The sequence below is a fragment of the Sphingomonas mucosissima genome (genome assembly GCF_002197665.1).
Lineage (GTDB): Bacteria > Pseudomonadota > Alphaproteobacteria > Sphingomonadales > Sphingomonadaceae > Sphingomonas > Sphingomonas mucosissima.
Map to the genome: position 1 here is coordinate 1 of NZ_NBBJ01000009.1, position 21,645 is coordinate 21,645.

At 65.7% G+C, this 21,645-nt stretch carries 22 protein-coding genes; 7 read left to right on the forward strand and 15 right to left on the reverse strand.

The window, feature by feature from the left end:
- Positions 1–133: 133 nt before the first annotated feature.
- The gene (locus SPMU_RS16235; RefSeq protein ID WP_088335399.1) at positions 134–1,600 is read left to right on the forward strand and encodes a lipopolysaccharide biosynthesis protein; all 1,467 of its coding nucleotides are present in this window, start codon (positions 134–136) and stop codon (positions 1,598–1,600) included.
- A 4-nt stretch (positions 1,601–1,604) separates the two neighbouring features.
- On the opposite strand, the gene SPMU_RS16240 is transcribed toward SPMU_RS16235, so the two are convergent.
- Positions 1,605–2,033 (reverse strand): CBS domain-containing protein, encoded by a 429-nt coding sequence (locus tag SPMU_RS16240; RefSeq protein WP_088335401.1) that lies wholly within the window; start codon positions 2,031–2,033, stop codon positions 1,605–1,607.
- 99 nt (positions 2,034–2,132) lie between these two features.
- Between SPMU_RS16240 and SPMU_RS16245 the strand changes: the two genes are divergently transcribed.
- Positions 2,133–2,417, forward strand: a complete 285-nt coding sequence (locus SPMU_RS16245) for a hypothetical protein (RefSeq protein WP_342746457.1) — start codon at positions 2,133–2,135, stop codon at positions 2,415–2,417.
- A gap of 115 nt (positions 2,418–2,532) precedes the next feature.
- Here SPMU_RS16245 and SPMU_RS16250 read toward each other — a convergent pair whose 3' ends face one another.
- The 4 genes from SPMU_RS16250 to hisS form a co-directional block, all read right to left on the reverse strand.
- Complete coding sequence (locus SPMU_RS16250; RefSeq protein ID WP_088335441.1) at positions 2,533–3,417, reverse strand: DUF4167 domain-containing protein; 885 nt, start codon at positions 3,415–3,417, stop codon at positions 2,533–2,535.
- A 262-nt stretch (positions 3,418–3,679) separates the two neighbouring features.
- Positions 3,680–4,519: a peptide chain release factor N(5)-glutamine methyltransferase gene (gene prmC, locus SPMU_RS16255; RefSeq protein WP_088335403.1), complete on the reverse strand. Its 840-nt coding sequence runs from the start codon at positions 4,517–4,519 to the stop codon at positions 3,680–3,682.
- Positions 4,512–5,585, reverse strand: coding sequence for a peptide chain release factor 1 (prfA, locus tag SPMU_RS16260; protein WP_088335405.1), 1,074 nt, complete (start codon positions 5,583–5,585; stop codon positions 4,512–4,514). The genes prmC and prfA overlap by 8 nt, the downstream gene beginning before the upstream one ends.
- Entirely contained in the window at positions 5,582–6,832 is a 1,251-nt protein-coding gene (gene hisS, locus SPMU_RS16265; protein WP_088335407.1) for a histidine--tRNA ligase, read from the reverse strand. Before hisS ends, prfA begins: the two co-directional genes overlap by 4 nt.
- A gap of 83 nt (positions 6,833–6,915) precedes the next feature.
- On the opposite strand from hisS, the gene SPMU_RS16270 reads away from it, so the two are divergent.
- Both SPMU_RS16270 and ppa read left to right on the forward strand, forming a co-directional pair.
- The gene (locus tag SPMU_RS16270; protein WP_088335409.1) at positions 6,916–8,832 is read left to right on the forward strand and encodes a M61 family metallopeptidase; all 1,917 of its coding nucleotides are present in this window, start codon (positions 6,916–6,918) and stop codon (positions 8,830–8,832) included.
- A 49-nt stretch (positions 8,833–8,881) separates the two neighbouring features.
- Complete coding sequence (gene ppa / locus SPMU_RS16275; RefSeq protein WP_088335411.1) at positions 8,882–9,460, forward strand: inorganic diphosphatase; 579 nt, start codon at positions 8,882–8,884, stop codon at positions 9,458–9,460.
- 54 nt (positions 9,461–9,514) lie between these two features.
- Here the strand turns inward: ppa and SPMU_RS16280 are convergent, their stop codons facing one another.
- The 3 genes from SPMU_RS16280 to SPMU_RS16290 form a co-directional block, all read right to left on the reverse strand.
- Entirely contained in the window at positions 9,515–9,832 is a 318-nt protein-coding gene (locus tag SPMU_RS16280; protein ID WP_088335413.1) for a DMT family transporter, read from the reverse strand.
- A gap of 123 nt (positions 9,833–9,955) precedes the next feature.
- Positions 9,956–10,435 (reverse strand): GNAT family N-acetyltransferase, encoded by a 480-nt coding sequence (locus tag SPMU_RS16285; protein WP_245833446.1) that lies wholly within the window; start codon positions 10,433–10,435, stop codon positions 9,956–9,958.
- Positions 10,432–11,340 (reverse strand): DMT family transporter, encoded by a 909-nt coding sequence (locus SPMU_RS16290; RefSeq protein ID WP_088335415.1) that lies wholly within the window; start codon positions 11,338–11,340, stop codon positions 10,432–10,434. Before SPMU_RS16290 ends, SPMU_RS16285 begins: the two co-directional genes overlap by 4 nt.
- A 224-nt stretch (positions 11,341–11,564) precedes the next feature.
- On the opposite strand from SPMU_RS16290, the gene SPMU_RS16295 reads away from it, so the two are divergent.
- Both SPMU_RS16295 and SPMU_RS16300 read left to right on the forward strand, forming a co-directional pair.
- On the forward strand, positions 11,565–12,062 hold the full coding sequence (locus SPMU_RS16295) for a Ros/MucR family transcriptional regulator (RefSeq protein ID WP_088335417.1): 498 nt from the start codon (positions 11,565–11,567) through the stop codon (positions 12,060–12,062).
- A 5-nt stretch (positions 12,063–12,067) separates the two neighbouring features.
- Positions 12,068–12,910 carry an oxygenase MpaB family protein gene (locus tag SPMU_RS16300; RefSeq protein WP_245833452.1) on the forward strand — a complete coding sequence of 281 codons (843 nt, stop codon included), beginning with the start codon at positions 12,068–12,070 and terminating at the stop codon, positions 12,908–12,910.
- Between the two features lies 1 nt (position 12,911).
- Here the strand turns inward: SPMU_RS16300 and SPMU_RS16305 are convergent, their stop codons facing one another.
- Positions 12,912–14,180: a dicarboxylate/amino acid:cation symporter gene (locus SPMU_RS16305; RefSeq protein WP_088335444.1), complete on the reverse strand. Its 1,269-nt coding sequence runs from the start codon at positions 14,178–14,180 to the stop codon at positions 12,912–12,914.
- Between the two features lie 163 nt (positions 14,181–14,343).
- Between SPMU_RS16305 and glmM the strand changes: the two genes are divergently transcribed.
- Positions 14,344–15,687, forward strand: a complete 1,344-nt coding sequence (gene glmM, locus SPMU_RS16310; protein ID WP_088335420.1) for a phosphoglucosamine mutase — start codon at positions 14,344–14,346, stop codon at positions 15,685–15,687.
- Positions 15,688–15,822: 135 nt separating this feature from the next.
- On the opposite strand, the gene nadA is transcribed toward glmM, so the two are convergent.
- The 6 genes from nadA to SPMU_RS16340 form a co-directional block, all read right to left on the reverse strand.
- Positions 15,823–16,821, reverse strand: a complete 999-nt coding sequence (nadA, locus tag SPMU_RS16315) for a quinolinate synthase NadA (RefSeq protein WP_088335421.1) — start codon at positions 16,819–16,821, stop codon at positions 15,823–15,825.
- A 31-nt stretch (positions 16,822–16,852) separates the two neighbouring features.
- A complete protein-coding gene (locus SPMU_RS16320) occupies positions 16,853–17,638 on the reverse strand; it encodes a hypothetical protein (protein ID WP_088335422.1) in 786 nt (261 codons plus the stop codon).
- A gap of 350 nt (positions 17,639–17,988) precedes the next feature.
- A complete protein-coding gene (locus tag SPMU_RS16325) occupies positions 17,989–18,711 on the reverse strand; it encodes a DUF4230 domain-containing protein (protein WP_169715760.1) in 723 nt (240 codons plus the stop codon).
- Positions 18,708–19,556: an MBL fold metallo-hydrolase gene (locus SPMU_RS16330; protein ID WP_088335425.1), complete on the reverse strand. Its 849-nt coding sequence runs from the start codon at positions 19,554–19,556 to the stop codon at positions 18,708–18,710. The genes SPMU_RS16325 and SPMU_RS16330 overlap by 4 nt, the downstream gene beginning before the upstream one ends.
- A gap of 60 nt (positions 19,557–19,616) precedes the next feature.
- Positions 19,617–21,194 (reverse strand): M56 family metallopeptidase, encoded by a 1,578-nt coding sequence (locus SPMU_RS16335; RefSeq protein WP_088335426.1) that lies wholly within the window; start codon positions 21,192–21,194, stop codon positions 19,617–19,619.
- A complete protein-coding gene (locus tag SPMU_RS16340) occupies positions 21,191–21,559 on the reverse strand; it encodes a BlaI/MecI/CopY family transcriptional regulator (protein WP_088335427.1) in 369 nt (122 codons plus the stop codon). The genes SPMU_RS16335 and SPMU_RS16340 overlap by 4 nt, the downstream gene beginning before the upstream one ends.
- Positions 21,560–21,645: the final 86 nt, after the last annotated feature.

Here is a 21,645-nt window from a genome sequence, read left to right on the forward strand (position 1 = left end):
GTGAAACCCATCTAGGGAACACTCACCCAACCGTCAAACACTTTTTGCAACTTTCTTACACACACCCCAAAAAACTACGCTTTCCCGCCAATCCCGCCTTGCCCACTCGTCACACACATGTAGCGAACGGACGATGAACGCTCCCGCAAGTCCGCCGAATCCTGCCGAATCGTTCGCCAGCCAGGTCCGCAGTGCGGTGATCTGGCGATCCGGCACGCAGGTCGCGTCGCAGCTGTTACAATGGGCAGCGACTTTTTTGGTCATCCGCATCCTGTCGCCCAGTGATTACGGACTGTTCGCGCTCACAGGGGTGGTGATGGCGTTTCTCAACATGCTTAACGGTTATGGGCTGGCAAGCGGCCTGATCCGGGAAAAGCAGATTTCCGATCGTCAGATACGCCAGGCCTTTGGCATGCTGATCGCCGTGAACGTGGGGCTGGGGCTTATCCAGCTTGGGCTGGCGCCACTTGCGGCGGCCTATTACCGGCAGCCGGAGGTGGCGGACCTGCTCCGCGTTCAATCGCTAATTTATCTGTTCACGCCCTTTATCGCCTTACCCCAGGCGCTGCTCAGCCGCGAGATGGACTATCGCCAACAAGGGCGCGTGAACATCGTGTCCTCGATCGCCGGCGCTGGCACCGCGTTGCTCGGCGCCTTTGCGGGGTGGGGCGTTTGGACACTGGTCATTGCGCCGATGGTGCTTTTTGCCGTGCGCGCAGCCGGCATGACGATCGCTGCCCGCTGTCTGATCATCCCGTCATTCGACTTCCGGGGTGCGGGCTCGCTCGCTCGGTTCGGCGGGGTCATGGCGGCAAGCCAGCTGTTCTGGTTTCTGCAGAGCCAGATCGACGTATTCATCGCGGGCAGGCACCTGGATCTGCACGACCTCGGCATCTACACGACCAGCCTGTTTCTGGCGCAGATTTTTGTTTCCAAGTTCGTACCCCCGCTGAACGAGGTGGCGTTCTCGGCCTATGCGCGTATCCAGCATGATCGCCATGCCACGGCCGCTGCGTTCGTGAAGGGCACCCGGATCGTGATGCTCGCCGCCTTGCCCTTCTACTTCGGGATGGCTGTAACCGCTGAACCCTTGGTGCGGGTTATGCTGGGCGAGAATTGGACGGACGCCAGCATGATTGTCCGGCTGTTGGCGCTCGCCATGCCGTTCATGACGCTGCAGGTGCTCTTTTCACCCGCCTGCGATGCACTGGGCCGGCCGGGAGTGGGTGTCAGCAATGGCGCGATCGGCTCGCTGATCCTGGGCGTTGGTTTCCTTCTGGGCATCCGATGGGGCTTGATCGGAATCGCGAGCGCATGGATCATCTGTTACCCCGTGTACCTAGCGATCAGCTGCTGGCGCTCGCTTACCGTGATCGGCGCCACCTTCGGCGAACTTGCTGCGGCCATCGCACCGCCGCTGATGGCAGCCACCGCCATGGCGGCTGTTGTAGGCGCGGTCGATCATCTCGCCACACTGCCGCCGCTCGCGCGGCTAATCCTGCTCATCGCCGTCGGAGGCGCCACTTACGCAGCTTGGCTGGTAATTTTCGCGCGGCAGCTGGTCCGCGAAACAATAGCGCTGGTGCGCAACCGGGGGTAACCGCTCATGCCTGCTGGATATAATCCCGCATTGCCGCCGCGTCGGCTTCCACCCGTTCGATCCGGTACTTGACGAGATCGCCAATCGACACGAGCCCGATCATCCGGCCGTTCTCCAGCACTGGAAGGTGGCGGATACGACGACGCGTCATCAGCGAAAGTGCGCCCATCACCGGATCAGCCGGCGACACGGTGACGGCGGGCGCTGTCATGACGTCACGCACGGGCCGGTCGAGCACATCGGTGTCGCCGGCCCTTAGGCAGTAAACGAGATCGCGCTCGGAAAAGACGCCAAGCACGTCGCCGCCCTCCACCACCGGCACCGCACCGATCCGATGCTCCGCCAGCAGCGCCACGGCCTTTCGCACCGGATCATCGGGTGCTGCGGCCACGATGTCATGACCCTTTCCCCGCAGGATTGCCGTGATCGTCATCGGCTCTCTCCTCATCTTCTGCCCGCCGTTGGGCGAACAGGGATGCTCGCATCGGCGTTGTTGCTGGAAGAATGCGCTATTCCGCGGCAGATGGGAAGCATGAGCCGGCTCGATGATCCTGAATATGCACGATTCGCCTGGAAACGCTTCCGGCGATTGCTTGCCTGGAGCGGACTTGTCGGCCTGGTCGCTTCGGTCATTGCCATATGGCTGGTCGGGCGCTCGTACGGCGCGCTCGACTGGGTGGCGACAATAGCGATGATCGGCGGCGTCACCGGATCGGTGCTCATGGCAGGCGCGCTGATGGGGCTGACGTTTCTGTCGTCAGGCACCGGCCACGACGAAGCCGTGGACACGCGCGACTTCGACGACACGCACAACTGATCCAAGGTCACGGCGCCGCCGGCGAAAAACGGCCGTGAGCACCACCAGATAAGGAACAGGCCGGCCTCGCCCATGACGAAACCGGCCTGTTTTCATACGCCTGCGGCCGTATGGCTTACGCCTCGACCTCCGCTGGCGTGCTCAGCGTGCGGCGACGGCGCGGCTTGGGCGCCGCTCCCTCGTCCGCTGTCGTGTCACCACCGATCGAGGGCGGCAACGCGCTGGCGTCGAAGCCAAGCTGATCGCCAGTCTCGACTGGCGCCTTGCGCGGCCGGCCACGACGCTTGGGCGCCGCCACTTCGGCATCGCCTTGCATCTCAGGCGCAGGTTGCGCGATTTCGGACTGCGGGGCCTCGATCGGCGCCAGATCGCCCTCGGAAGGCGCGCTTACGCGCTCCTCTCGACGGTGGTCGCTGCGCGAACCGGACGACGTGCGCTGCCGCCGATGCTGCGCATCACGCTGCCGGTTCTCGCCGCTGTCCGCCCTGGTGTTGTCGGCCCGCGTGTTGTCCGAACGCGTGTTGTCCGAACGCGTGCTTTCCGCACGGGCGCCTTCGTCGCGATCCGATCGGCTACGGCCGCCGTCGTGCTGACGATTGCCATCGAACTGGCGGTTGCTGTCCCTTTCGCTGCGCTCGTCACTGCCCCGACCATGCTCCTCGGCGCGGATCGGCTCGCCTTCGTCGCCGTAATCCTCGTCAAGGTCATAGTCGTTCTGAGGACGACGATCGCGAGGCTGATCCTCGTAGCGACCGCGCTGATCCGCCAGAACGCGGAAATAATGGTCCGCGAATTGAAGGTAATATTCGGTGTTGACGCGATCGCCCTGGCGCTGTGCGTCGGATGCCATGTTCTTGTATTTTTCATACAACTGGCTGGCATTGCCCCGCGCGCGGCTGTCGATCCGGTTGCCATTGTCACGCTGGCCCTGGCTGCTCCCGCCCTGCGTACGCTGCCCACCGCGGCCGCGACGGCGACCGTTCTGACGGTTGTTGATCAAATCACTGTCCTCGTCCTCAAACCAAAAACGGCCTTGCTCCCGGAACATTCGGTGCAACGATCCCCGGCTTCGGGCGGACCAGCGCAAGACGCGCGTCGCCTCCAAAAGCCTGCCATGGCCGCCGGACTGCAGCGGCTGATGACGAAGGGTGGGCAAGCCGCCCAAAATTCAACCAGAGATGTTGATTTTGCGTGCCCCTGCGCTCGCCATAGCCGGTGCAAGGGCTTTCTCAAAGGGAAATATTGGGTCCAATCCGCTGATTTCAAGGCGTGACAAGGAGGCACCGATCCCGTCCCGCAAGGTCGCGCCGGACCGATACGCTCAGGCCTGCTGCCGCGAACAAGGCCCCGGCCGCTTCCGCCTGGGATGAGCCGATCTCGAAGCAGGCCGCGCCACTCAGCGCAATCTGTTGCGCAAGGAGCGGTGCAATCGCCCGGTAATCGTCGAGACCGTCGGCACCGGCGAACAAAGCGCTGGCGGGCTCGAAGCGCGTAACCTCATCCGGCAGCGTCTCGCCGCAGGCAACATACGGTGGGTTGCACAAGATCAGATCGAAGCGTGCACCCGTACCGCCCCAGCCTCCCGCCTGGATCTCCGCGCGGCCAGGAGCGATGCGATCCGCGTTGCGGCGGGCAATGGCGAGCGCGGGTGGGGAGGCGTCGATGCCAATCCCGGTCGCGGCGGGCCATTGATCAAGCGCCGCCAGCAGCAAGGCGCCTGAGCCAGTCCCAAGATCGAGGATCGTGCGCGGCCCGGTCCCGCCACGAAAATGATCCACGGCCGCCTCGATCAGTGTTTCGCTGTCGGGACGCGGGATCAGAACCCCTGGCGCGACGTCGAGGTCGATCGTCCAGAAGGCGCGGGTGCCCGTGATATAGGCAATCGGTTCGTGACGCTCCCGCCGTGCGACCAGATCGGCGAAGCTTGCAGGCACCCGCTGGTCGCCCAGCGTGAGCAAAAGGCGCTCGCGCGTGATGCCCAGAGCGTGCGCGAGCAACAGCTCGGCATCCAATCGCGCCGTTTCCGAAAAGCCGAACCGGGCGGCGGCGGCCGCCAAGGCTGCGCGCGCCGAACCCGGCCCGTCGCCGGAAAGATCAGCCATCAAGGGTCGCGAGCCGCTCGGCCTCGTCCTCGGCGATCAGGGCGCCGATCAGCTCATCCATGTCGCCGGCCAGGATCTCAGGCAGGCGATGGAGCGTCAGGTTGATGCGGTGATCGGTGACGCGGCCTTGCGGGAAGTTGTATGTGCGGATGCGTTCGGAGCGATCGCCGCTGCCGACCATCGACTTGCGCGCGCCGGCGCGTTCGGCGTGGAGGCGTTCGCGCTCCATCTCATAAAGGCGGGTGCGCAGAACCTTCAGCGCCTTCGCCTTGTTCTTGTGCTGCGACTTTTCGTCCTGCTGGATCACGGTGAGACCCGTCGGGATGTGGACGATGCGCACCGCGGAATCGGTCGTGTTGACCGACTGGCCACCGGGGCCGGACGAGCGATAGATGTCGATGCGCAGGTCCTTGTCATCGATCTGCACGTCGACGTCCTCGGCCTCCGGGAGCACGGCGACGGTGGCAGCAGAAGTGTGGATGCGCCCGCCGCTTTCGGTGACGGGCACACGCTGCACGCGATGGACGCCGCTTTCAAACTTGAGCTTCGCAAACACGCCGGTGCCGGTCACCGAGGCGACGACTTCCTTGTAGCCGCCAGCGTCGCTGTCCGACGCGGAGATCAGCTCCACCCGCCACCCCTGGTTCTCGGCATAACGCTGATACATGCGAAAGAGGTCGCCTGCGAACAGCGCGGCTTCGTCGCCGCCGGTGCCGGCGCGCACTTCGAGCATCGCGGAGCGCTCGTCAGCCGCGTCGCGCGGGAGGAGCGCGAGCGCGAGCTTGCGATCGGCGGCTTCAAGCGCTGCCTTGTTCTCGCGCAGTTCGTCCTCGGCCATGGCGCGAAGCTCGGCATCCGCGTCATCAGTCATGAAGGCGAGACTTTCGGCCTCCTGCCGCAGCCGGCGGACCTGGGCCGCGGCCTGAGCGACGGGTTCGAGCTCCGCATATTCCTTGGACACCGCGACGAAGCGATCGCCCGGCAAGTCACCGGTCGCCATCAATGCGGCGAGTTCATCGCGCCGAGCCTCGATCTGGCGGATGCGGTCGAGCGAAATGGCGGTCATTGATGCGCTGCGATCACCGGATCGACAATGGCGCGGACCTGATCGATCGCGTCCTGCTCCGCGCCATAGCCGCGCTGCGAGACCTGAAGCGCGCCGTCGCGCAATGACAGGCTCATCGTCTGCGACGGCTTGCGCTTCAGCGCCTTGTCGAAGCGCTTGCGCGGGCTGCCCTCGATTGTCGCTTCCGCGGCAACGCCGCCACGGCGCAGCGCCGCGACCGCTGCGGTCGCCAGCAGTTCAAGGCCGGCACTTTCGGCGATTATATTGACCGAACCAGCGAATTCCGGCTCCTCGAGCAGCATCGCGAGCCGCTCGACACCCGCGGCCCAGCCAACACCGGCCGTTGCAGGGCCGCCGAGGCTTTCAATGAGGCCGTCGTAGCGCCCACCGGCCAACACCGTGCCCTGCGCGCCCAGCCGATCGGTGACGAACTCGAACGCGGTGTGGCGATAATAATCGAGGCCGCGGACCAGACGGTCGTTGCGGGTCCATTTCACGCCAGCGGCATCGAGCCCTGCGGTCACCGCTTCGAAGAAGGCGCGCGCATCAGCGGTCAGAAAATTATCGATCCCCGGCGCCGCATCGGCGATCGGGCGATCGCGCGGATCCTTGGAATCGAGGATGCGCAGCGGATTCTTGTCGAGCCGGGAGAGGCTGTCCTCCGACAGATCGCCGCGGTGTGCCTCGAAATGCGCGACGAGCGCCGCGCGCCAGGCGTCCCGCGTCTCGGCATCGCCCAGCGTGTTGAGCTGAAGCGTCACGCCGTCTGCAATGCCCAGCTCGTGGAGCAGCTGGTCGGCGAGCGTCAGCAACTCGACGTCCGCCATCGGCTCGGGCGCGCCGATGATCTCGGCGTCGATCTGGTGAAACTGGCGATAGCGGCCCTTTTGCGGGCGTTCGTAGCGGAACACCGCGCCGGAAGTCGCAACCTTCAAGGGAGCGAATTGCTGCCAGCCCTCAGTAAGGTAAGCGCGCGCGATGCCGGCGGTGAATTCCGGCCGCAGCGTCAAGGAATCGCCGCCGCGATCCGGAAAGGTGTACATTTCCTTCGACACGACGTCCGTCGTCTCGCCGATCGAGCGCGCGAACACCTCCGTCGCTTCGAACACCGGGATTTCGGCGCGCTGGAAGCAATAGAGCTTGCGCACGCGATCAAAGGTGTCGAGCACATGGGCGAAGCGACGCTGTTCGCTGCCGAAAATGTCCTGCGTGCCGCGCACGCGATTGGGAGTCTGAATACGGGCCATTGCGGGCGCATCTAGGCGTCGCGGGTGAAACCGGCAATCCAAGTCATTGAGCTTCGCCCTGCCGCTCGTTAGCGAGGTTTCCCATGATCCGTATCGCTTTCGCGAGCGCCCTGCTCGCTTCCGCCGCCGTCGCCACGGCGCAACTGCCCGCCGGCAATTCCGCGCCGCAGCCGGTACCCTTTACGACAACGATCCCCGATCCGGTCGATCAGCCTTATCCCGGCACGATCGCGCTCAACGTGGATGCCACCGATGTCGCGCGCGGCATCTATCGCGTGACCGAGACGATCCCGGTCGCCAAGGCGGGACCGATGGTGTTGCTCTACCCGGCGTGGCTGCCCGGCAACCATGCCGCACGCGGGCAGATCGAGAAGCTTGCCGGGCTGGTGATCAAGGCGAATGGCCGGACGATCCCGTGGACGCGCGATCCGGTGGACGTGTTTGCTTTTCACCTCGACGTTCCCGCGGGCACGCGGGAGATCGAGGCCAGCTTCCAGTTCATTTCGGCGACCAAGGCCGATCAGGGCCGGATCACCATGACCCCCGAGATGCTGAGCCTTCAGCCCAATTCCGTGAGCCTTTACCCCGCCGGCTATTTCACCCGGCAGATCCCGGTGAAGATGACGGTGAAATACCCGGCCGGCTGGACGGCATCGGGCGCGATCCCGGCAAAGGCCAGCGGCTCCACCTATTCCTATGACCGGGCAAATTACGAAGTGCTGGTGGATTCGCCGATTCTTGCCGGGCGCTACGGAAAGACGTGGCAGCTGACGCCGCAGGTATCGCTCGCTGTTTACGCCGACACGCCCGGCGAACTTGCCGCTACGCCAGCGCAGATCGATGCGCACAAGCGGCTGGTGGATCAATCGGTGAAGGCGTTCGGCAGCCAGCATTACGACAAGTACACCTTCCTCCTGTCGATCAGCGACAACCTTGGCGGCATTGGCCTTGAACATCATCGTTCCAGCGAGAACGGCGTCACGCCGGGTTATTTCACCAAGTGGAATGACGGCCCCGGCCGCCGCAACCTGCTGCCGCACGAATTCAGCCACAGCTGGAACGGCAAGTTCCGCCGCGGGGCGAATTCGTGGACGCCGGATTTCCGCACGCCGATGCGCAACTCGCTCCTGTGGGTGTACGAGGGGCAGACGCAATTCTGGGGCTATGTGCTGCAGGCGCGGTCGGGCATGGTGTCGAAGCAGGACACGCTTGACCAGCTCGCCGCGATCGCCGCGCTGTATGACAGCCAGCCGGCACGGCAATGGCGCGACCTTCTCGACACCACCAACGATCCCATCATCTCCGCGCGGCGGCCGAAGGGCTGGGCCAGCTGGCAGCGCAGCGAGGATTATTACAACGAGGGCCTGCTCGTCTGGCTGGAGGTCGACTCTCAGTTGCGTCAGCTGTCCGGCGGCAAGAAGTCGATCGATGACTTTGCCAAGGCGTTCTTCGGCGTGCGCGATGGCGACTGGGGAGCGCTCACTTATACGTTCGACGATGTGGTGGCGACGCTGAACACGGTGCAGCCCTATGACTGGCGCACGCTCTTGACGAAGCGGCTGACCGAACATGGCAGGGGCGCGCCGCTCTCGGGCTTTGAACGCAATGGCTATCGCGTCATCTATACCGCGGATGCGCCGCCGTCCTTCAGCCATGGCGAGAAGACGCGCAAGGTGGCGGACCTTACCTATTCCGGCGGCTTCGTGGTCGGTTCCGGCGCGGAGATCACATCGGTGACCTGGGGATCGCCGGCGTTCGATGCGGGGCTGACGCTTGGCACAACCATCGTTTCCGTCGGCGGCATGGCATATTCCGACGATCGGCTGAAGGCCGCCATCGCTGCGGCGAAGGACAGCAAGACGCCCGTGCAGATGTGGGTGAAGAAGGGCGAGCATTATCGCCAAGTCTCGCTCGACTGGCAGGGCGGCCTGCGCTACCCGCGCCTCGAAAAGATCGGCACGGGAGAGACCGGTCTTGATCGGTTGCTTGCGCCGCGCTGACCTGCGGCACGAGTTTTAATTTCGTAACATCAAAGCAAAGGGACCGAACATGCGCATCGACATGGTGCCGACGGGGGATAACCCGCCGCACAGCCTGAATGTCATCATCGAAGTGCCCACCGGCGGCGAGCCGGTGAAGTATGAATTCGACAAGGCCAGCGGTGCGCTGTTCGTTGATCGGATCCTGCACACGCCGATGCGCTACCCGGCCAATTACGGCTTCGTGCCCCACACCCTCTCCCCCGATGGCGACCCGCTCGACGCGCTGGTCGTGTCGCGCTCGCCGTTCATTCCGGGCTGCGTCGTGCGCGCCCGGCCGATCGCGGTGCTGAACCTGGAAGACGAGGCCGGCGGCGACGAGAAGCTGGTCTGCGTGCCTGTCGACCAGACCTTCCCTTATTATTCCAAGGTCGGCGAGAAGGACGATCTGCCCGAGATCGTGTTTGAGCAGATCGAACATTTCTTCACCCACTATAAGGACCTGGAGAAGAAGAAGTGGGTCCGGATCGGCAAGTGGGGCGGCGCAGACGAAGCACGCCAGATCACGGTTGAAGCGATCGAACGCTACAACGAAGCGAAGAAGAAGGGCGAAGAGCCGCACGACCACGACGTGCCCGGCCGCGACTAAGCCCGGCAACTGACCGGGGCGCCCCTCCTTCAGGAGGAGGGGCACCCCGATGCTTCAATGCGCGGTGAGCTTCAGCGCCGCGATGCACAAGACGACGCCGAAGATCAGCGCCACGCGCACCGGCGTGACCGGTTCGCCGTAGAAGGCCATTCCCACCAGCACCGTGCCCAGCGCACCGATCCCGCCCCAGACGGCATAAGCGGTGCCCATCGGGATCGAGCGCGACGCATATTCCAAGAGCCCCATCGACAGCGTGACCGAAGCGAGGAAGCCGGCGGTCCAGCCGATGTGCCGGAACCCCGCGACATGGCGCAGGCACGTCGTGAACCCGACCTCGAAGAACCCGCCGACGATGAGCCAGAGCCAGGCCATCAGCCGTGCCCGAGGCGCGAATGTTGAGAAAGTTGAGACACTGGCGCGGCACGCATCAACATTGGTTCGATCCCTTCAGGCGCCCAGCCCTGCCATGATCGGGGCACGTAGGACAGCCGCCGATCATCGCCCCGCAAGCGCAAGGAGCGCCGCGCCGGTGACCCGCTGCGTCGTCCATTCGTCCTGCGGCTTGGCGCCTTTCGCGCGGTAGAACGCGATCGCCGGCGTGTTCCAGTCGAGCACCGTCCATTCCAGCCGCGGGCAATCGCGATCGATGGCGATGCCCGCCAGTGCCTGCAGCAGCGCCGCGCCGGCACCCGAGCCGCGCGCCTCGGGGGTGACGTACAGATCCTCGAGCCACAAGCCGCGCCGGCCCGTCCACGTCGAAAAGGTGTGGAAGAACAGCGCAAAGCCGACACTGGTGCCGCCGCGCTCGGCGATCAGCACCTCGGCAGCGGGGGCTGCGCCAAACAGCGCCGCCTGAAGCATCGGCTCCGTTGCCTCAACGGCATCCGGCTCACGCTCATAGGCAGCAAGCTCGCGAATGAAGCGCAGGATCGTCGGGACGTCGCCGGTTTGGGCGGCACGGATGGCGATGGTCACGCAGCTTGCTCCAGCGTCTGCGCCGCAATGTCGCGGCGATGGGCGGCATAGACGCAGGCCACGACGATGACGATGGCACCGGCCAACGTATAGCCCGAAACCCGCTCACCGAAAATCACGAAGCCAAGCACGGCCGCATACACAAAGGACGTATATTCCGTCATCGCCAGATAGCCCGCCTCCCCATGCGCATAGGCCCAGGACAGCAACATCATCGACGCAAAGGCGAGCAGCGCTGCGCCCGCAAGCGGCAGAACCGCAGCCGGCGGCGGCACGATCGCCAGCCACGGCGCCGCCAGCCCAAGCAGACACAGGATGACGAGCGACTGCAGGCAGGCGGTTTCCGCCGGGCGGGCGGCGAGCGACTGAAGCCGGGTGAGGATCAGGTTGCCGGCGTACAGAACGGCAGACGCGAGAATGGCGAGCGCGCCTTCAAACGCCTCCGGCCCCAGCGCCGTGCGCGCCTGCCCGACAAAGATGGTGGCAATGCCGAGGCTCGCCGCGGCCACCGCAACAAGGGCGCGAAGGGAAATCCGCTCCTTCAGCCACCACGCGGCAAGGATCAGGGCCAGGATGGGTGCGATGTAGGAAAGTGCGATCGCCTGCGCCATCGGCACGCGCGCCAAGCCCCAGAAGAACAGCAACGCCATGGCGCAGGTCACCACCCCGCGGGTGAAATGCAGCAGGAGGGCACGGGGAGACGGACGCCGGATCCCCACTACCGCCCACGCTGCCCCACCTAGCGCCACATTGCCAAGCGAGCGCCACAACATCGTGTTGTAGACGCCCAGCGCCAGCACCAGCCCCTTCATCACTGCGTCCATGACAGAGAATAGCGCAATGCCGAGGGCGGCGATCAGAAAGGCGATGCCCATCGGCATGGCCGCACGCGGTGCTGAGTTCATGCTCGCCGCCTTACCGCAGGAGCAGTGCACTGACGAGGTCCCGATCGCGTCTCGACAAGGTTAATAGCGGATGAACAATGATACCGCGCGTCACCACCAAGCAACGCCATAGATCGCAAAAATCATAACGTGATATTGTTTAAATAAACAACCATGATCAATGATGCACTGGTTGACCCGCACAGGCGCGACGTTAAAGCAACAGCAAAAGTAAGGAGCGTCGCATGATTGAAGATACCGTGGACACCAATGCCGTTGAGCTGGCAACCGAGCTGACCATCGCATGGCTGTCAAATCCCAACACGCGTGCATCGAGCGACGAGGTTCCGGGATTTCTGCAAAAGATGCATGAAGCGGTCAATCAGCTGTCGACGAACACGCAGCTCGTTGCCGAGGAAGAGCCGACGGGCGACTACACACCGGCGGTTTCGGTGCGCAAGTCACTTGCCTCGAAGGATCACATTATCTCGATGATCGATGGCAAGCCTTACAAGACGCTGCGCCGCCATCTGGCGGGCCATGGCCTGACGCCGACCGAATATCGCCAGCGTTATGGTCTCAAGCCCGACTATCCCATGGTTGCCGAAAACTATTCGGAAGCGCGCCGCGCGATGGCCAAGAAGATCGGCCTTGGCCGCAAGCCTGGCATGACCCGCAAGGGCGCCGAAGAAGCGGCTCCGGCCAAGCGCGGCCGCAAGGCGGCAGCGTCCGGAGAGGAGTAAGCCGCATGGCTCGGGCGGCCGCATCGCTGCCCGGCATGCGTAACGCGATCGGCGGGCGCATCCGTGCGCTCGTCGGTTCCGGATCGGTCGATTTGTCACGACCACCGGGCGACCCGGGCCTGTTCGGGCCGGGATCAATGGCGTGGCGTGTCCACGCAGACTTTTCCGCGATGATGATCGGCGGTGTCTCCGCCTTGCTGCTGCAGATGCTGCATCCGCTGGCGCTCGCCGGCGTGTGGGACCACAGCGATTTCCGGCGCGACCGGCTGGGCCGGCTTCGCCGCACAGCGCAGTTCATCGCGCTCACCACCTTTGGCAGCACGGCCTCGGCCAACGCGGCCATTAATCGCGTGCGGACCATCCACGAACGGGTAACGGGCGCGCTGCCGGACGGCACGCCTTATTCAGCAAGCGATCCGGCGCTGCTTACCTGGGTGCATGTGGCGGAGGTCGACAGCTTCCTGCGCGCCTATGTACGCTATCGCGAGCCGGGATTGTCCGGCGCGGAGCAGGACCGTTATCTCGCCGAGACCGCGATGATCGCCGAACGGCTGGGCGCGCGCGATGTGCCCAAGTCACGCCGTGAGGTCGAAAGCTATTTTCGCGATATCCGCCCGGCGCTCTCCTTTGACGAACGGACGCGCGACGTTGCCGCGGCGCTGCTGGCGAGCGGCCCGGACGCGCTGACCACCAGCGCACTGGCGATCGTCACCCCCGCCGCCATCGATCTGCTGCCGCCTTGGGCTGCGGTGCTGCACGGGCGCACGCCACCGGCGATCAGCCGTCCGGCGATCCGGCTCGGCGCGCGCGGGATGAGCAATGTGTTGCGCTGGGCGCTGCGCCGCTAGCTCAGCCGCCGGCCCCGTCCATGAGCTCGGCGTGCGCGGCGGGATCGATCCGCTCGCGCCGCGACAGCGTGAGCGTAGTGGCCAGATCCCACATCACGTTGCCAAGCGTTCGAACGATGTCAGGAAGCGTTTCCACTGCCACCAGCAGCCCGAGCGGCGCGGTCGGCGCACCGATTGCCGCGCAAACCGGCGCCACCGAGCTGACATAGCTGACCGTTCCCGGCAGGCTGACCGCGCCCAGCGACATCAGCGCCGCCACCAAGGTACCGACCGCCAGCGTGCCGAACGAGAGCGGCACGTCGAACCAATGCGCGATATAGATCGCCACGGCAAAATTCATCGCCGGCCCGGTCGCGCGGAGCAACGCCACCGCCAAGGGCAGCGTGACGCCAGCCGTGGTGACGGGCGTGCCAAGCGACTGTGCCCCCGCAAGCATGGCGGGCAATGACGCCAGCGATGATTGGGTCGATACGGCCACCGCCTGACTGGGCAGCGCCGCCTTGGAGAAGCGGCGCAGCGACACGCGCCCGCCGATCATCGCCATCGGATAGGCGCCCAAAGTCACCACAAGGCCCACACCGGCGACGATCAGAATGTAGTGAATGAGCGCGTGGAAAGCGCCGCTGCCCGCGCGCGCGCCGACGACCAAAGCGAGCGCGAAGACGCCGAGCGGCCCGGCCCACAACACCCACCCGATCACCACCAGCATGGTATCACGCACCGCCGTGAAGACGCGCACGAGAACCTCGCGCAGCCCTTCCTCGATCCGCATCAGCGCAAAGGCGAAGATCAGCGCAAAGATGATCATCGACAGGAAATTGCTGTCCGCCGCCGTGCGCACGATGTTGCTGGGGATGATGCCCGCGAGGAACTCGCCAAGCGGCGGCACCGGCGGGTTCGGCCCGACGCCGGTCAAGGCGGCACGCAGCGCCGCCGCAGAATCAACGGGAAGCGGCGCCAGCTCCAGAAACAGCGGCGTCAGAAACGCCGCCGAGAGCGCCGACGCGATCATGACAGCCACATAGAGCCCGACCGACCGACCGGCGAGCCGACCCGCTTGCGCCGCGGCCGCCGTTGCCGCGACACCGGTCACCAGTAGCGAGAAGACCAGCGGCACGATCGTCATCTGAAGCGCGTTGAGCCACGCCTGACCGATCGGCTGTGCGACGGCGATCGTCGGCTCCACCGAAGGCGGCGCATATCCCGCGAGCAGGATCCCGGCGACCAGCCCGACCACCAGGGCCACGAGAATACGAGTAGATTGAGACATCACGCCTTTCGAACTCTTGGTCACCCCGGACTTGTTCCTAAGTCCGCCAAACGGCAAGAGCTAAGGCGTTAACGGTTCTGCGGCACCAGGAGTGCCGCGGCAAGCCGCCTTCCGCTTTCCAAGGTCAGCGACGGAGGGCGTCGAGCAAATCTGGAGGACGTGAGTGGCGCGCAAATATTTCGGCACCGATGGGATCCGCGGGCTGACCAATATCGCGCCGATGACGGCCGAGATGGCGATGAAGGTCGGCATGGCGGCGGGCGCCTATTTCGTGCGCGGCGATCACCGCCACCGTGTCGTGATTGGAAAGGACACGCGCCTTTCCGGATATATGCTGGAAAATGCGCTGGTGGCCGGGTTCACGGCGGTGGGCATGGACGTGGTGCTGGTTGGCCCGATGCCGACCCCTGCGGTGGCCATGCTCACCCAGTCGATGCGCGCCGACCTGGGCGTGATGATATCGGCCAGCCACAATCCCTATGCCGACAATGGCATCAAGTTGTTCGGGCCGGACGGCTACAAGCTGTCGGACGAAGCGGAGCTTGCGATCGAGGCGTTGATCGATGGTGAGGTGGCGCTGGCCGCGGCGGGCGACATCGGCCGCGCGCGCCGTGTCGAGGACGCGCGCGGACGCTACATCCACTTCGCCAAATCAACCTTTCCGGCGGACCTGCGGCTCGACGGCATGAAGGTGGTGGTCGATTGCGCGAATGGCGCGGCCTATCAGGTGGCGCCTTCGGCCTTGTGGGAGCTGGGCGCGGACGTGGTCGCGATCGGCGTCACCCCCAATGGCAAGAACATCAACGACCAGGTGGGCTCCACCGCGCCGCAGACGCTGTGCGAAACCGTGGTGGCGAGCGGCGCGGCGATCGGGATTGCGCTGGACGGCGACGCCGATCGGCTGATCGTCGTCGATGAGCTGGGCCGGGTGATCGACGGCGATCAGTTGATGGCGACGATCGCCACCGGCTTTGCGCGGCGCGGCGCGCTAGCGGGCGGCGGGCTGGTCGCCACCGTGATGTCGAACCTGGGGCTGGAGCGGCACCTCGCCGCCCAAGGCCTGGGACTGGTGCGGACGGGCGTGGGCGACCGTTATGTGCTGGAGGCGATGCGGGCGCGCGGCTTCAATGTCGGCGGGGAGCAGTCGGGGCATATCATCCTGTCGGATTACGGCACCACGGGCGACGGGCTGGTCGCGGCGCTCCAGATCCTGGCCGAGGTGAAGCGGGCGGGCGCGCCCGCGAGCGAGGTGCTGCACCGCTTCGAGCCGCTGCCGCAGCTGCTCAAGAACGTCAAATATGCGCGCGGAGGCAAGCCGCTAGAGGCGGCGAGCGTGCGCAACACGATCGCGGCGGCGGAGGCAGAGCTGAGCGGCAATGGCCGGTTGGTAATCCGGCCTTCGGGCACCGAGCCAGTGATCCGCGTGATGGCGGAAGGCGACGATGCGGCGCAGGTGGAGGCCGTGGTGGACCGCATCTGCGACGCGGTGCGCGCCGCCGCGGCGTGAGGGGCGGCAAGCCGCTTCCCTTGCGATATCCGTCACCCGGGACTTGATCCGGATTCAGCCGGCGCCGCGCTCCATTACAGACCCGAGCGTCCGCGACACCGTGGATCCCTCCTCAAGTCCGGGGGATGGACGGGCTTAGTCCCCTGTCACCTTGGCCGGGCCGAGATCGCCCTGCCCCACACTGCCGCTGGCCATGGCGAGCATCGCATCAAGGCTCTTCTTCGCCTTGACGCGCAGGTCCTCGTCCATCTCGATGCGGGGCTGCAGATCGCGCAGCGCGACGTAGAGCTTCTCCATCGTGTTCAGCGCCATATACGGGCAGATGTTGCAGTTGCAGTTGCCGTCCGCGCCCGGCGCACCGATGAAGGTCTTGTTCGGCAGCGCCTTTTCCATCTGGTGGATGATGTGCGGCTCGGTGGCGACGATCAGCGTTTCGCCCGGCATCGCCATGGCATATTCAAGGATGCCGCGGGTCGAGCCGACATAATCGGCATGGTCGAGGATCACCGCCGGGCATTCCGGATGCGCGACGACCGGCGCGCCGGGGTGCTGCGCCTTCAGCTTCAACAGCTCGGTCTCGCTGAACGCCTCGTGCACGATGCACACGCCCGGCCACAGGATGAGATCGCGGCCGGTCTTGCGCGCGAGATAGCCGCCGAGGTTCCGGTCCGGCCCGAAGATGATCGGCTGGTCCTTCGGGATCTGCGAGAGGATCTTCTCTGCCGACGACGATGTGACGATCACGTCGGACAGCGCCTTCACCGCCGCCGAGCAATTGATGTACGTCAGCGCGATCGCGTCCGGGTGCTGGGCGCGGAAGGCGGCGAACTGCTCGGGCGGGCAGCTGTCCTCGAGGCTGCAACCGGCATCCATATCGGGCAGGATCACCGTCTTCTGCGGCGACAGGATCTTTGCCGTCTCTGCCATGAAGCGCACGCCGCAGAAGGCGATCACATCGGCATCGGTCGCCTGCGCCTTGCGCGAAAGATCGAGGCTGTCGCCTACGAAATCGGCAATGTCCTGAATTTCGGGCTTTTGATAATAATGCGCAAGGATCACCGCGTTACGCTCCTTGCGGAGGCGGTCGATCTCGGCGCGGATGTCGACGCCCTTGAGGTTCTGCGGCTGTTCCATGCGGTGCAGATGGCCTGCGCAGGCCGCGCGATCAAGGCACTGGTGCAAAGGGCGGCGGAAATGGCCCATAAGCGAAGGGATCGACCTGCGCGCCGGGCGCGCCGGCGGTGACGATCGCGTAGAGACCCGCGCCGATCGGCGACAGCACAATGAGGTCGATCGTGACCTGCATGCCGATGAGGATCGCGACGCCATACCACCACGCCGGATGCACGCGGCCATGCCGCCGCACGTCATGGATCATGCCGGCGAGCGGGAACAGCATCATGCCGGCGAAGATCCCCCACGCGGTAAATGGCATCATCAGCGGCGCGGGCAGCAGCCGGCCAAATGCCGGACCCATGATCGCGGTCATCGCGCTCATCACCAGCCGCCGATGCCATTCGGTTTGGCGGCGGCGGGCGACACCCCACCACAACAGCCCGGTAAAGGTGAGCACCGCCAGAATGTTCATCACGAGAAAGTAGCTCGGCAGGAAGAAGAACGGCGCGCGGCCGGCGCGCACGACCGACACCGTCATGGCGATGCCGATCAGGATCATCACTGCCGCCCACCCCGCGCCGAGCCAGCCGAGCCGGCGATGGCGCGACACGCGATTGTTCGCGACCAACCAGGTTTGAAAGACGAAGAAGCCGATCCAGCCAACGAACACCAAGGCATGAACATGGACGAGCGGCGGGGCGGCAAAAGTGGAGCGCCCCGTGGCGAACTGAAGACCGAAGCCTATCACGTTGACGACTGCCATCGCCACCGCGAGGGCAAAGAAAAACCTGCGATCATCACGAATGACGGCGCGTGGCGGCATAATGGTGGCCATCGGACATCCCTCTCCCCCGATGGCCCGGCATTGTAGCAGATGTTCTTTCAAGACTGAACATCGCCCGTCCCGTTCGATCAGGCCTCCCGGATATTCAATGAGTTGAGGACACGTCGGCCTTGAACGCGAACATGCTCCTGGCGCCAAAGCTTACAAGCTCAGGACCAAGACGCAGCAACTCTGCCGGGTGAAGGGAGACAGGCGGCCTGCGAGTCGCGGCGGCCTCCACGTCTTTGCCCTTGCCGGCTTGTGGAGAAAGTCGAGCGTCTGCGGTGCGCTTATTCCGTCTCTCTGCGCACATGCGTGGAGCAATAGATCCCGAATAGAACCCGGGTGGCAGCCGGCGTGGGCTATTGCGCCTTCGCCAGCACTTCCTTCAGGCTGCGGCTCTCGTCCCAGCGCTCGCCATTGGCAGGCGGTGCCTCGCCCTCGAAGCGGACCGACACTTGCGCGTCGACGCGGGCTGCGCTGAGCGCACCGGCAAACAGCCGCGCGATCGCCTGTCGGCCATAGTCGCGCGCCTTCGCTCGGTTCTCGGCATTATTGGCGCGTTCGGCCGCCGTGCGCTGCGCGCTCGCCGCAACCTTGGCGCCCATCTCGGCCATGGCACTGCGAGTGACGAAAACGCCGGCGACATTGTTGAGCGAGGTGCGCGCCAGGTCGACGTTGGGACGTTCGACGGTCACGTCAGGGACGGTAATCTCGATCCGGCGACCGTCCTCGCTCATCCGGAAGTCTGACGCATCCAGGCGGGACAGGTTGACGAAGTAGTTCACCTCAAACGGTGCCTTCACCACCTGGCTGGCGTTCAACCAGCCCCACAGGCGCGACGAGCGCGCGGTTCCCTGCACCACGCCGGACAATTGGCTGACCCGCAGGTCGCTACGGCCGTACAGCGTCGCCGCCACCACTTGCGCGGTTGCCACGCCGTCCTTGTCGGTGGAAACGAGCTTTTCCTCGGTGACGTAGCGATAGCCAAGGTAAGTGGCGACGCCGATTGCGACGGTCAGCGCCAGACCAACAATGATGGTGACGAGCAGAACGGCATTCTTGAGCGTGCCATCACGGTTCACGCCCAGGTCTCTCCGTCGCGATGCACCAGCCCGCGGCGCTCCAGATCGAGGAGATGCGCCAACACCGAGCGCTCCGCCGCCGGGTACAGCCGCGGATCGACGCCGACGTACATCTTCTCGACCATTGCCGGAATCGCGCCCGTGCCCGCCGCAAGCAGACGGCGGATCTGCCCCTCGCGCTGCTTGCGATGCCCGAGCAGCCCGCGGACGAGCCGCTGCGGCTTCTCGATCGCCTCGCCATGGCCGGGATAATAGATCCGGTCGTCGCGGCCGATCAGCTTTTCGAGGCTTGCCATATACGCGGTCATGTCACCATCCGGCGGCGAGACGACGCTGGTGGCCCAGCCCATAACATGATCGCCGGAGAACAGCGCCTTGGTCTCTGGCAAGGCAAAGGCGAGGTGATTGGAGGTGTGTCCAGGCGTGGCGATCGCCTCCAGCGTCCAGCCATCACCGGTGAGCGTCTCGCCTTCCGCGAGCACGCGATCGGGCGCGTAATCGTGATCGAACGACGCATCGCTGCGCGGGCCATCATCCTCCAGCGCGAACGGCGCGGCGCCGACGATCGGCGCGCCAAGCTCCTGCGCAAGCCGTGGCGCGCCGGGGCTGTGATCGCGATGATGGTGCGTGATGACGATCGCGCGCACCGGCCGCCCATCGACTATTGCTAGCAACGCGGCGTGGTGCGCGTCATTCGCAGGGCCGGGATCGATGATCGCCAGGTCGGTCGTACCGACGATGTGCGTCTGCGTGCCGGTATAGGTGTAGGCCGAGGCATTGGGCGCCAGCACGCGCGTGACCAGCGGCTCAAGCGCGATCGGAATGCCGGTGGGCGGTGCCTCCATGCCATGGCAGATGGCCGCTCCCGCCGGTGAAGGCAAGGGCGCGGCCCTCCCCTTCACCGATCAATGGTGCGCATCGGCCTCCAGCTCGGCCATGCCTTCATCAAGCTCGAGCAGCGCCTCGCCGCGCTCCTTGGCCGACAGATAGGCGTTCGCGCGGATCGCCGCCCGCGCCGCCGCCATGCTTTCGCGCGCACTCGCCATCGCCGTCCGGCGAGCCACCTCGGCGCGGCGCATGGCTACGTCGGCCTGCGCTTGGGCGCGCGCGACGCGGCGCTCGATCCGGCCGGTGCAGATGGTGATGCGGCGCTCGCCATCAATGGTGTCATGCTCGACGGTGGGCTCCACGCCGTCGCCCGCGCAGGTGGCGGAGCGGATCGTCGGGACCGACACCGCGACATGGTCGTCATGTGCCCAGCGTGGCGGGGCTGGCGGTTTCGGCGGCGTGGGAACGGTGGCGGGGGTGGCCGGCGCCGCGGGTGCCTCGGGCACCGCCTTGGGCTCGGCCGGGACCGGGGGTGTCGGCGGCAGCGGTACCGGATTGGCGGCAACAAAGGCGCGGGCGGCCTCGCCACGCAACTCGGTGCGCTTGCCATCGCGCACCACGACGACACGCATGTCCCTGGCCGCAGGCGCCGTCACTGGCCCGACTACCGGCAGCGCGGCCTGCGCGACCGTCTCAACGGTATCGCGCACGCGCTCGGCCGCCTGCGTGCCCGATGCGGTAAGGCCGAGCGCGCCGGTGCCGGTGGCGATCACGGCAGCCAGTCCCACCAAGGTGCGCTGGCGCGAGGGTCGCCCTTTGCCGAGCATCCGCAGCCGGCCCTTCAGATCATCCACGGTATGGAGATGGCAGGCCGCCGCAATCGCGCCGCCATGCGCGGCCTTCACGATCGCGCAGGCATAAGCATGGCGTGCGGCCGGCCCGAGCTGCGCGAGGACGCGTGCGTCATTGGCCATCTCCTGATCGGCGCGAAAGGCGCGAAAGGCATACCAGGCGATCGGATTGAACCAGTGCAGCGCCAGCACGCTCAGCGCGAACCAATTCGCGACCAGATCGCCGCGCGCGTGGTGGCCAAGCTCGTGCGCCAGCGCCAGCCGCTGCTCATCGGCATCGTATCGAGCGGCGAAATCGCACGGGAAAGCGACAAAGCGGTGCAGCACGCCGAACGCCAGCGGACCGGTGGCCGCGGCGCTTTCGATCACCGTCACGCCGTGCGCCTGCTCGATCACGGTGGCACGGACCAGCAGCCGGTGGCGGAACCGACGATACGCGAGCACGTGCCAGCCAATGAACGCCGCCGCGCCCAGCCCCCACAGCACGGCAAGGGAAGAACCGAGCGACAGGAACTGGGGCGCGGCGACGTCGCCGGCGGCAGGCGCGATGAACACCGTCACCTGCTGGCCGACCTGGGCAATGGGCGCGGCGAGCGCACTGGTGATGGGGGGGGCGACCTGCTCGCGCACGCTTTCGGGGAGCGGCGGCAGGACGAGCCGCAGCAGCGGGAGCGACCAGAGCGCATAGGCGACCGGCGCGCCGAAACTGCGCCGCACCGGCCCGCGCACCAGCAGCACCAATGCCATGAGGAGCGCGGAGGCGGCCAGCGCCTCGACCATCCACAAGACGCCCCCGCCGCTCATTGTTTCAGCGCCTTCAGGAGCGACTCGATCTCCGCGATGTCCTGCGCGGAAAGTTCGTCGCGCTCGGCGAGATGCGCAACGAGCGGGGTAAGCTTGCCGCCGAACAACCGGTCGATCAGCCGACGCGATTCGCCCGCGACATAATCGCCGCGCTCGACCGCGGGGCTGTAGAGGTAGCGACGGCCATCCGCCTCATGAGTAATGGCATTTTTGGCAAGCAGGCGGCCGAGCAGCGTCTTGACGGTATTGGTGCTCCAGCCGCGTTCGGGATCGACCCGTTCGGCCACGTCCTGTGCGGTGAGCGGCCTATCGTCCCACAGCACCTCCATCACCGCATGTTCGGCATCGCTGATCCGTTCGGCCATGACTCGACTCTCCTGCAACTACAACTGTGGTCGCACTGATTACAGCCGTAGTCAAGTGAGTGCCTGGTCGTTATTCGGCCTCACGC

Excerpts from the sequence above, each read along its gene's own strand:
- SPMU_RS16340 (WP_088335427.1), bottom strand. The coding sequence starts at position 21,559 with ATGGCCGAACGGATCAGCGATGCCGAACATGCGGTGATGGAGGTGCTG.
- nadA (WP_088335421.1), bottom strand. The coding sequence starts at position 16,821 with ATGGAACAGCCGCAGAACCTCAAGGGCGTCGACATCCGCGCCGAGATC.
- SPMU_RS16290 (WP_088335415.1), bottom strand. The coding sequence starts at position 11,340 with ATGAACTCAGCACCGCGTGCGGCCATGCCGATGGGCATCGCCTTTCTG.
- ppa (WP_088335411.1), top strand. The coding sequence starts at position 8,882 with ATGCGCATCGACATGGTGCCGACGGGGGATAACCCGCCGCACAGCCTG.
- SPMU_RS16300 (WP_245833452.1), top strand. The coding sequence starts at position 12,068 with ATGGCTCGGGCGGCCGCATCGCTGCCCGGCATGCGTAACGCGATCGGC.
- prfA (WP_088335405.1), bottom strand. The coding sequence starts at position 5,585 with ATGACCGCCATTTCGCTCGACCGCATCCGCCAGATCGAGGCTCGGCGC.
- SPMU_RS16235 (WP_088335399.1), top strand. The coding sequence starts at position 134 with ATGAACGCTCCCGCAAGTCCGCCGAATCCTGCCGAATCGTTCGCCAGC.
- SPMU_RS16335 (WP_088335426.1), bottom strand. The coding sequence starts at position 21,194 with ATGAGCGGCGGGGGCGTCTTGTGGATGGTCGAGGCGCTGGCCGCCTCC.
- SPMU_RS16240 (WP_088335401.1), bottom strand. The coding sequence starts at position 2,033 with ATGACGATCACGGCAATCCTGCGGGGAAAGGGTCATGACATCGTGGCC.
- SPMU_RS16295 (WP_088335417.1), top strand. The coding sequence starts at position 11,565 with ATGATTGAAGATACCGTGGACACCAATGCCGTTGAGCTGGCAACCGAG.
- SPMU_RS16280 (WP_088335413.1), bottom strand. The coding sequence starts at position 9,832 with ATGGCCTGGCTCTGGCTCATCGTCGGCGGGTTCTTCGAGGTCGGGTTC.
- SPMU_RS16245 (WP_342746457.1), top strand. The coding sequence starts at position 2,133 with ATGAGCCGGCTCGATGATCCTGAATATGCACGATTCGCCTGGAAACGC.
- prmC (WP_088335403.1), bottom strand. The coding sequence starts at position 4,519 with ATGGCTGATCTTTCCGGCGACGGGCCGGGTTCGGCGCGCGCAGCCTTG.
- SPMU_RS16305 (WP_088335444.1), bottom strand. The coding sequence starts at position 14,180 with ATGTCTCAATCTACTCGTATTCTCGTGGCCCTGGTGGTCGGGCTGGTC.
- hisS (WP_088335407.1), bottom strand. The coding sequence starts at position 6,832 with ATGGCCCGTATTCAGACTCCCAATCGCGTGCGCGGCACGCAGGACATT.
- SPMU_RS16330 (WP_088335425.1), bottom strand. The coding sequence starts at position 19,556 with ATGGAGGCACCGCCCACCGGCATTCCGATCGCGCTTGAGCCGCTGGTC.
- SPMU_RS16320 (WP_088335422.1), bottom strand. The coding sequence starts at position 17,638 with ATGGCCACCATTATGCCGCCACGCGCCGTCATTCGTGATGATCGCAGG.
- SPMU_RS16270 (WP_088335409.1), top strand. The coding sequence starts at position 6,916 with ATGATCCGTATCGCTTTCGCGAGCGCCCTGCTCGCTTCCGCCGCCGTC.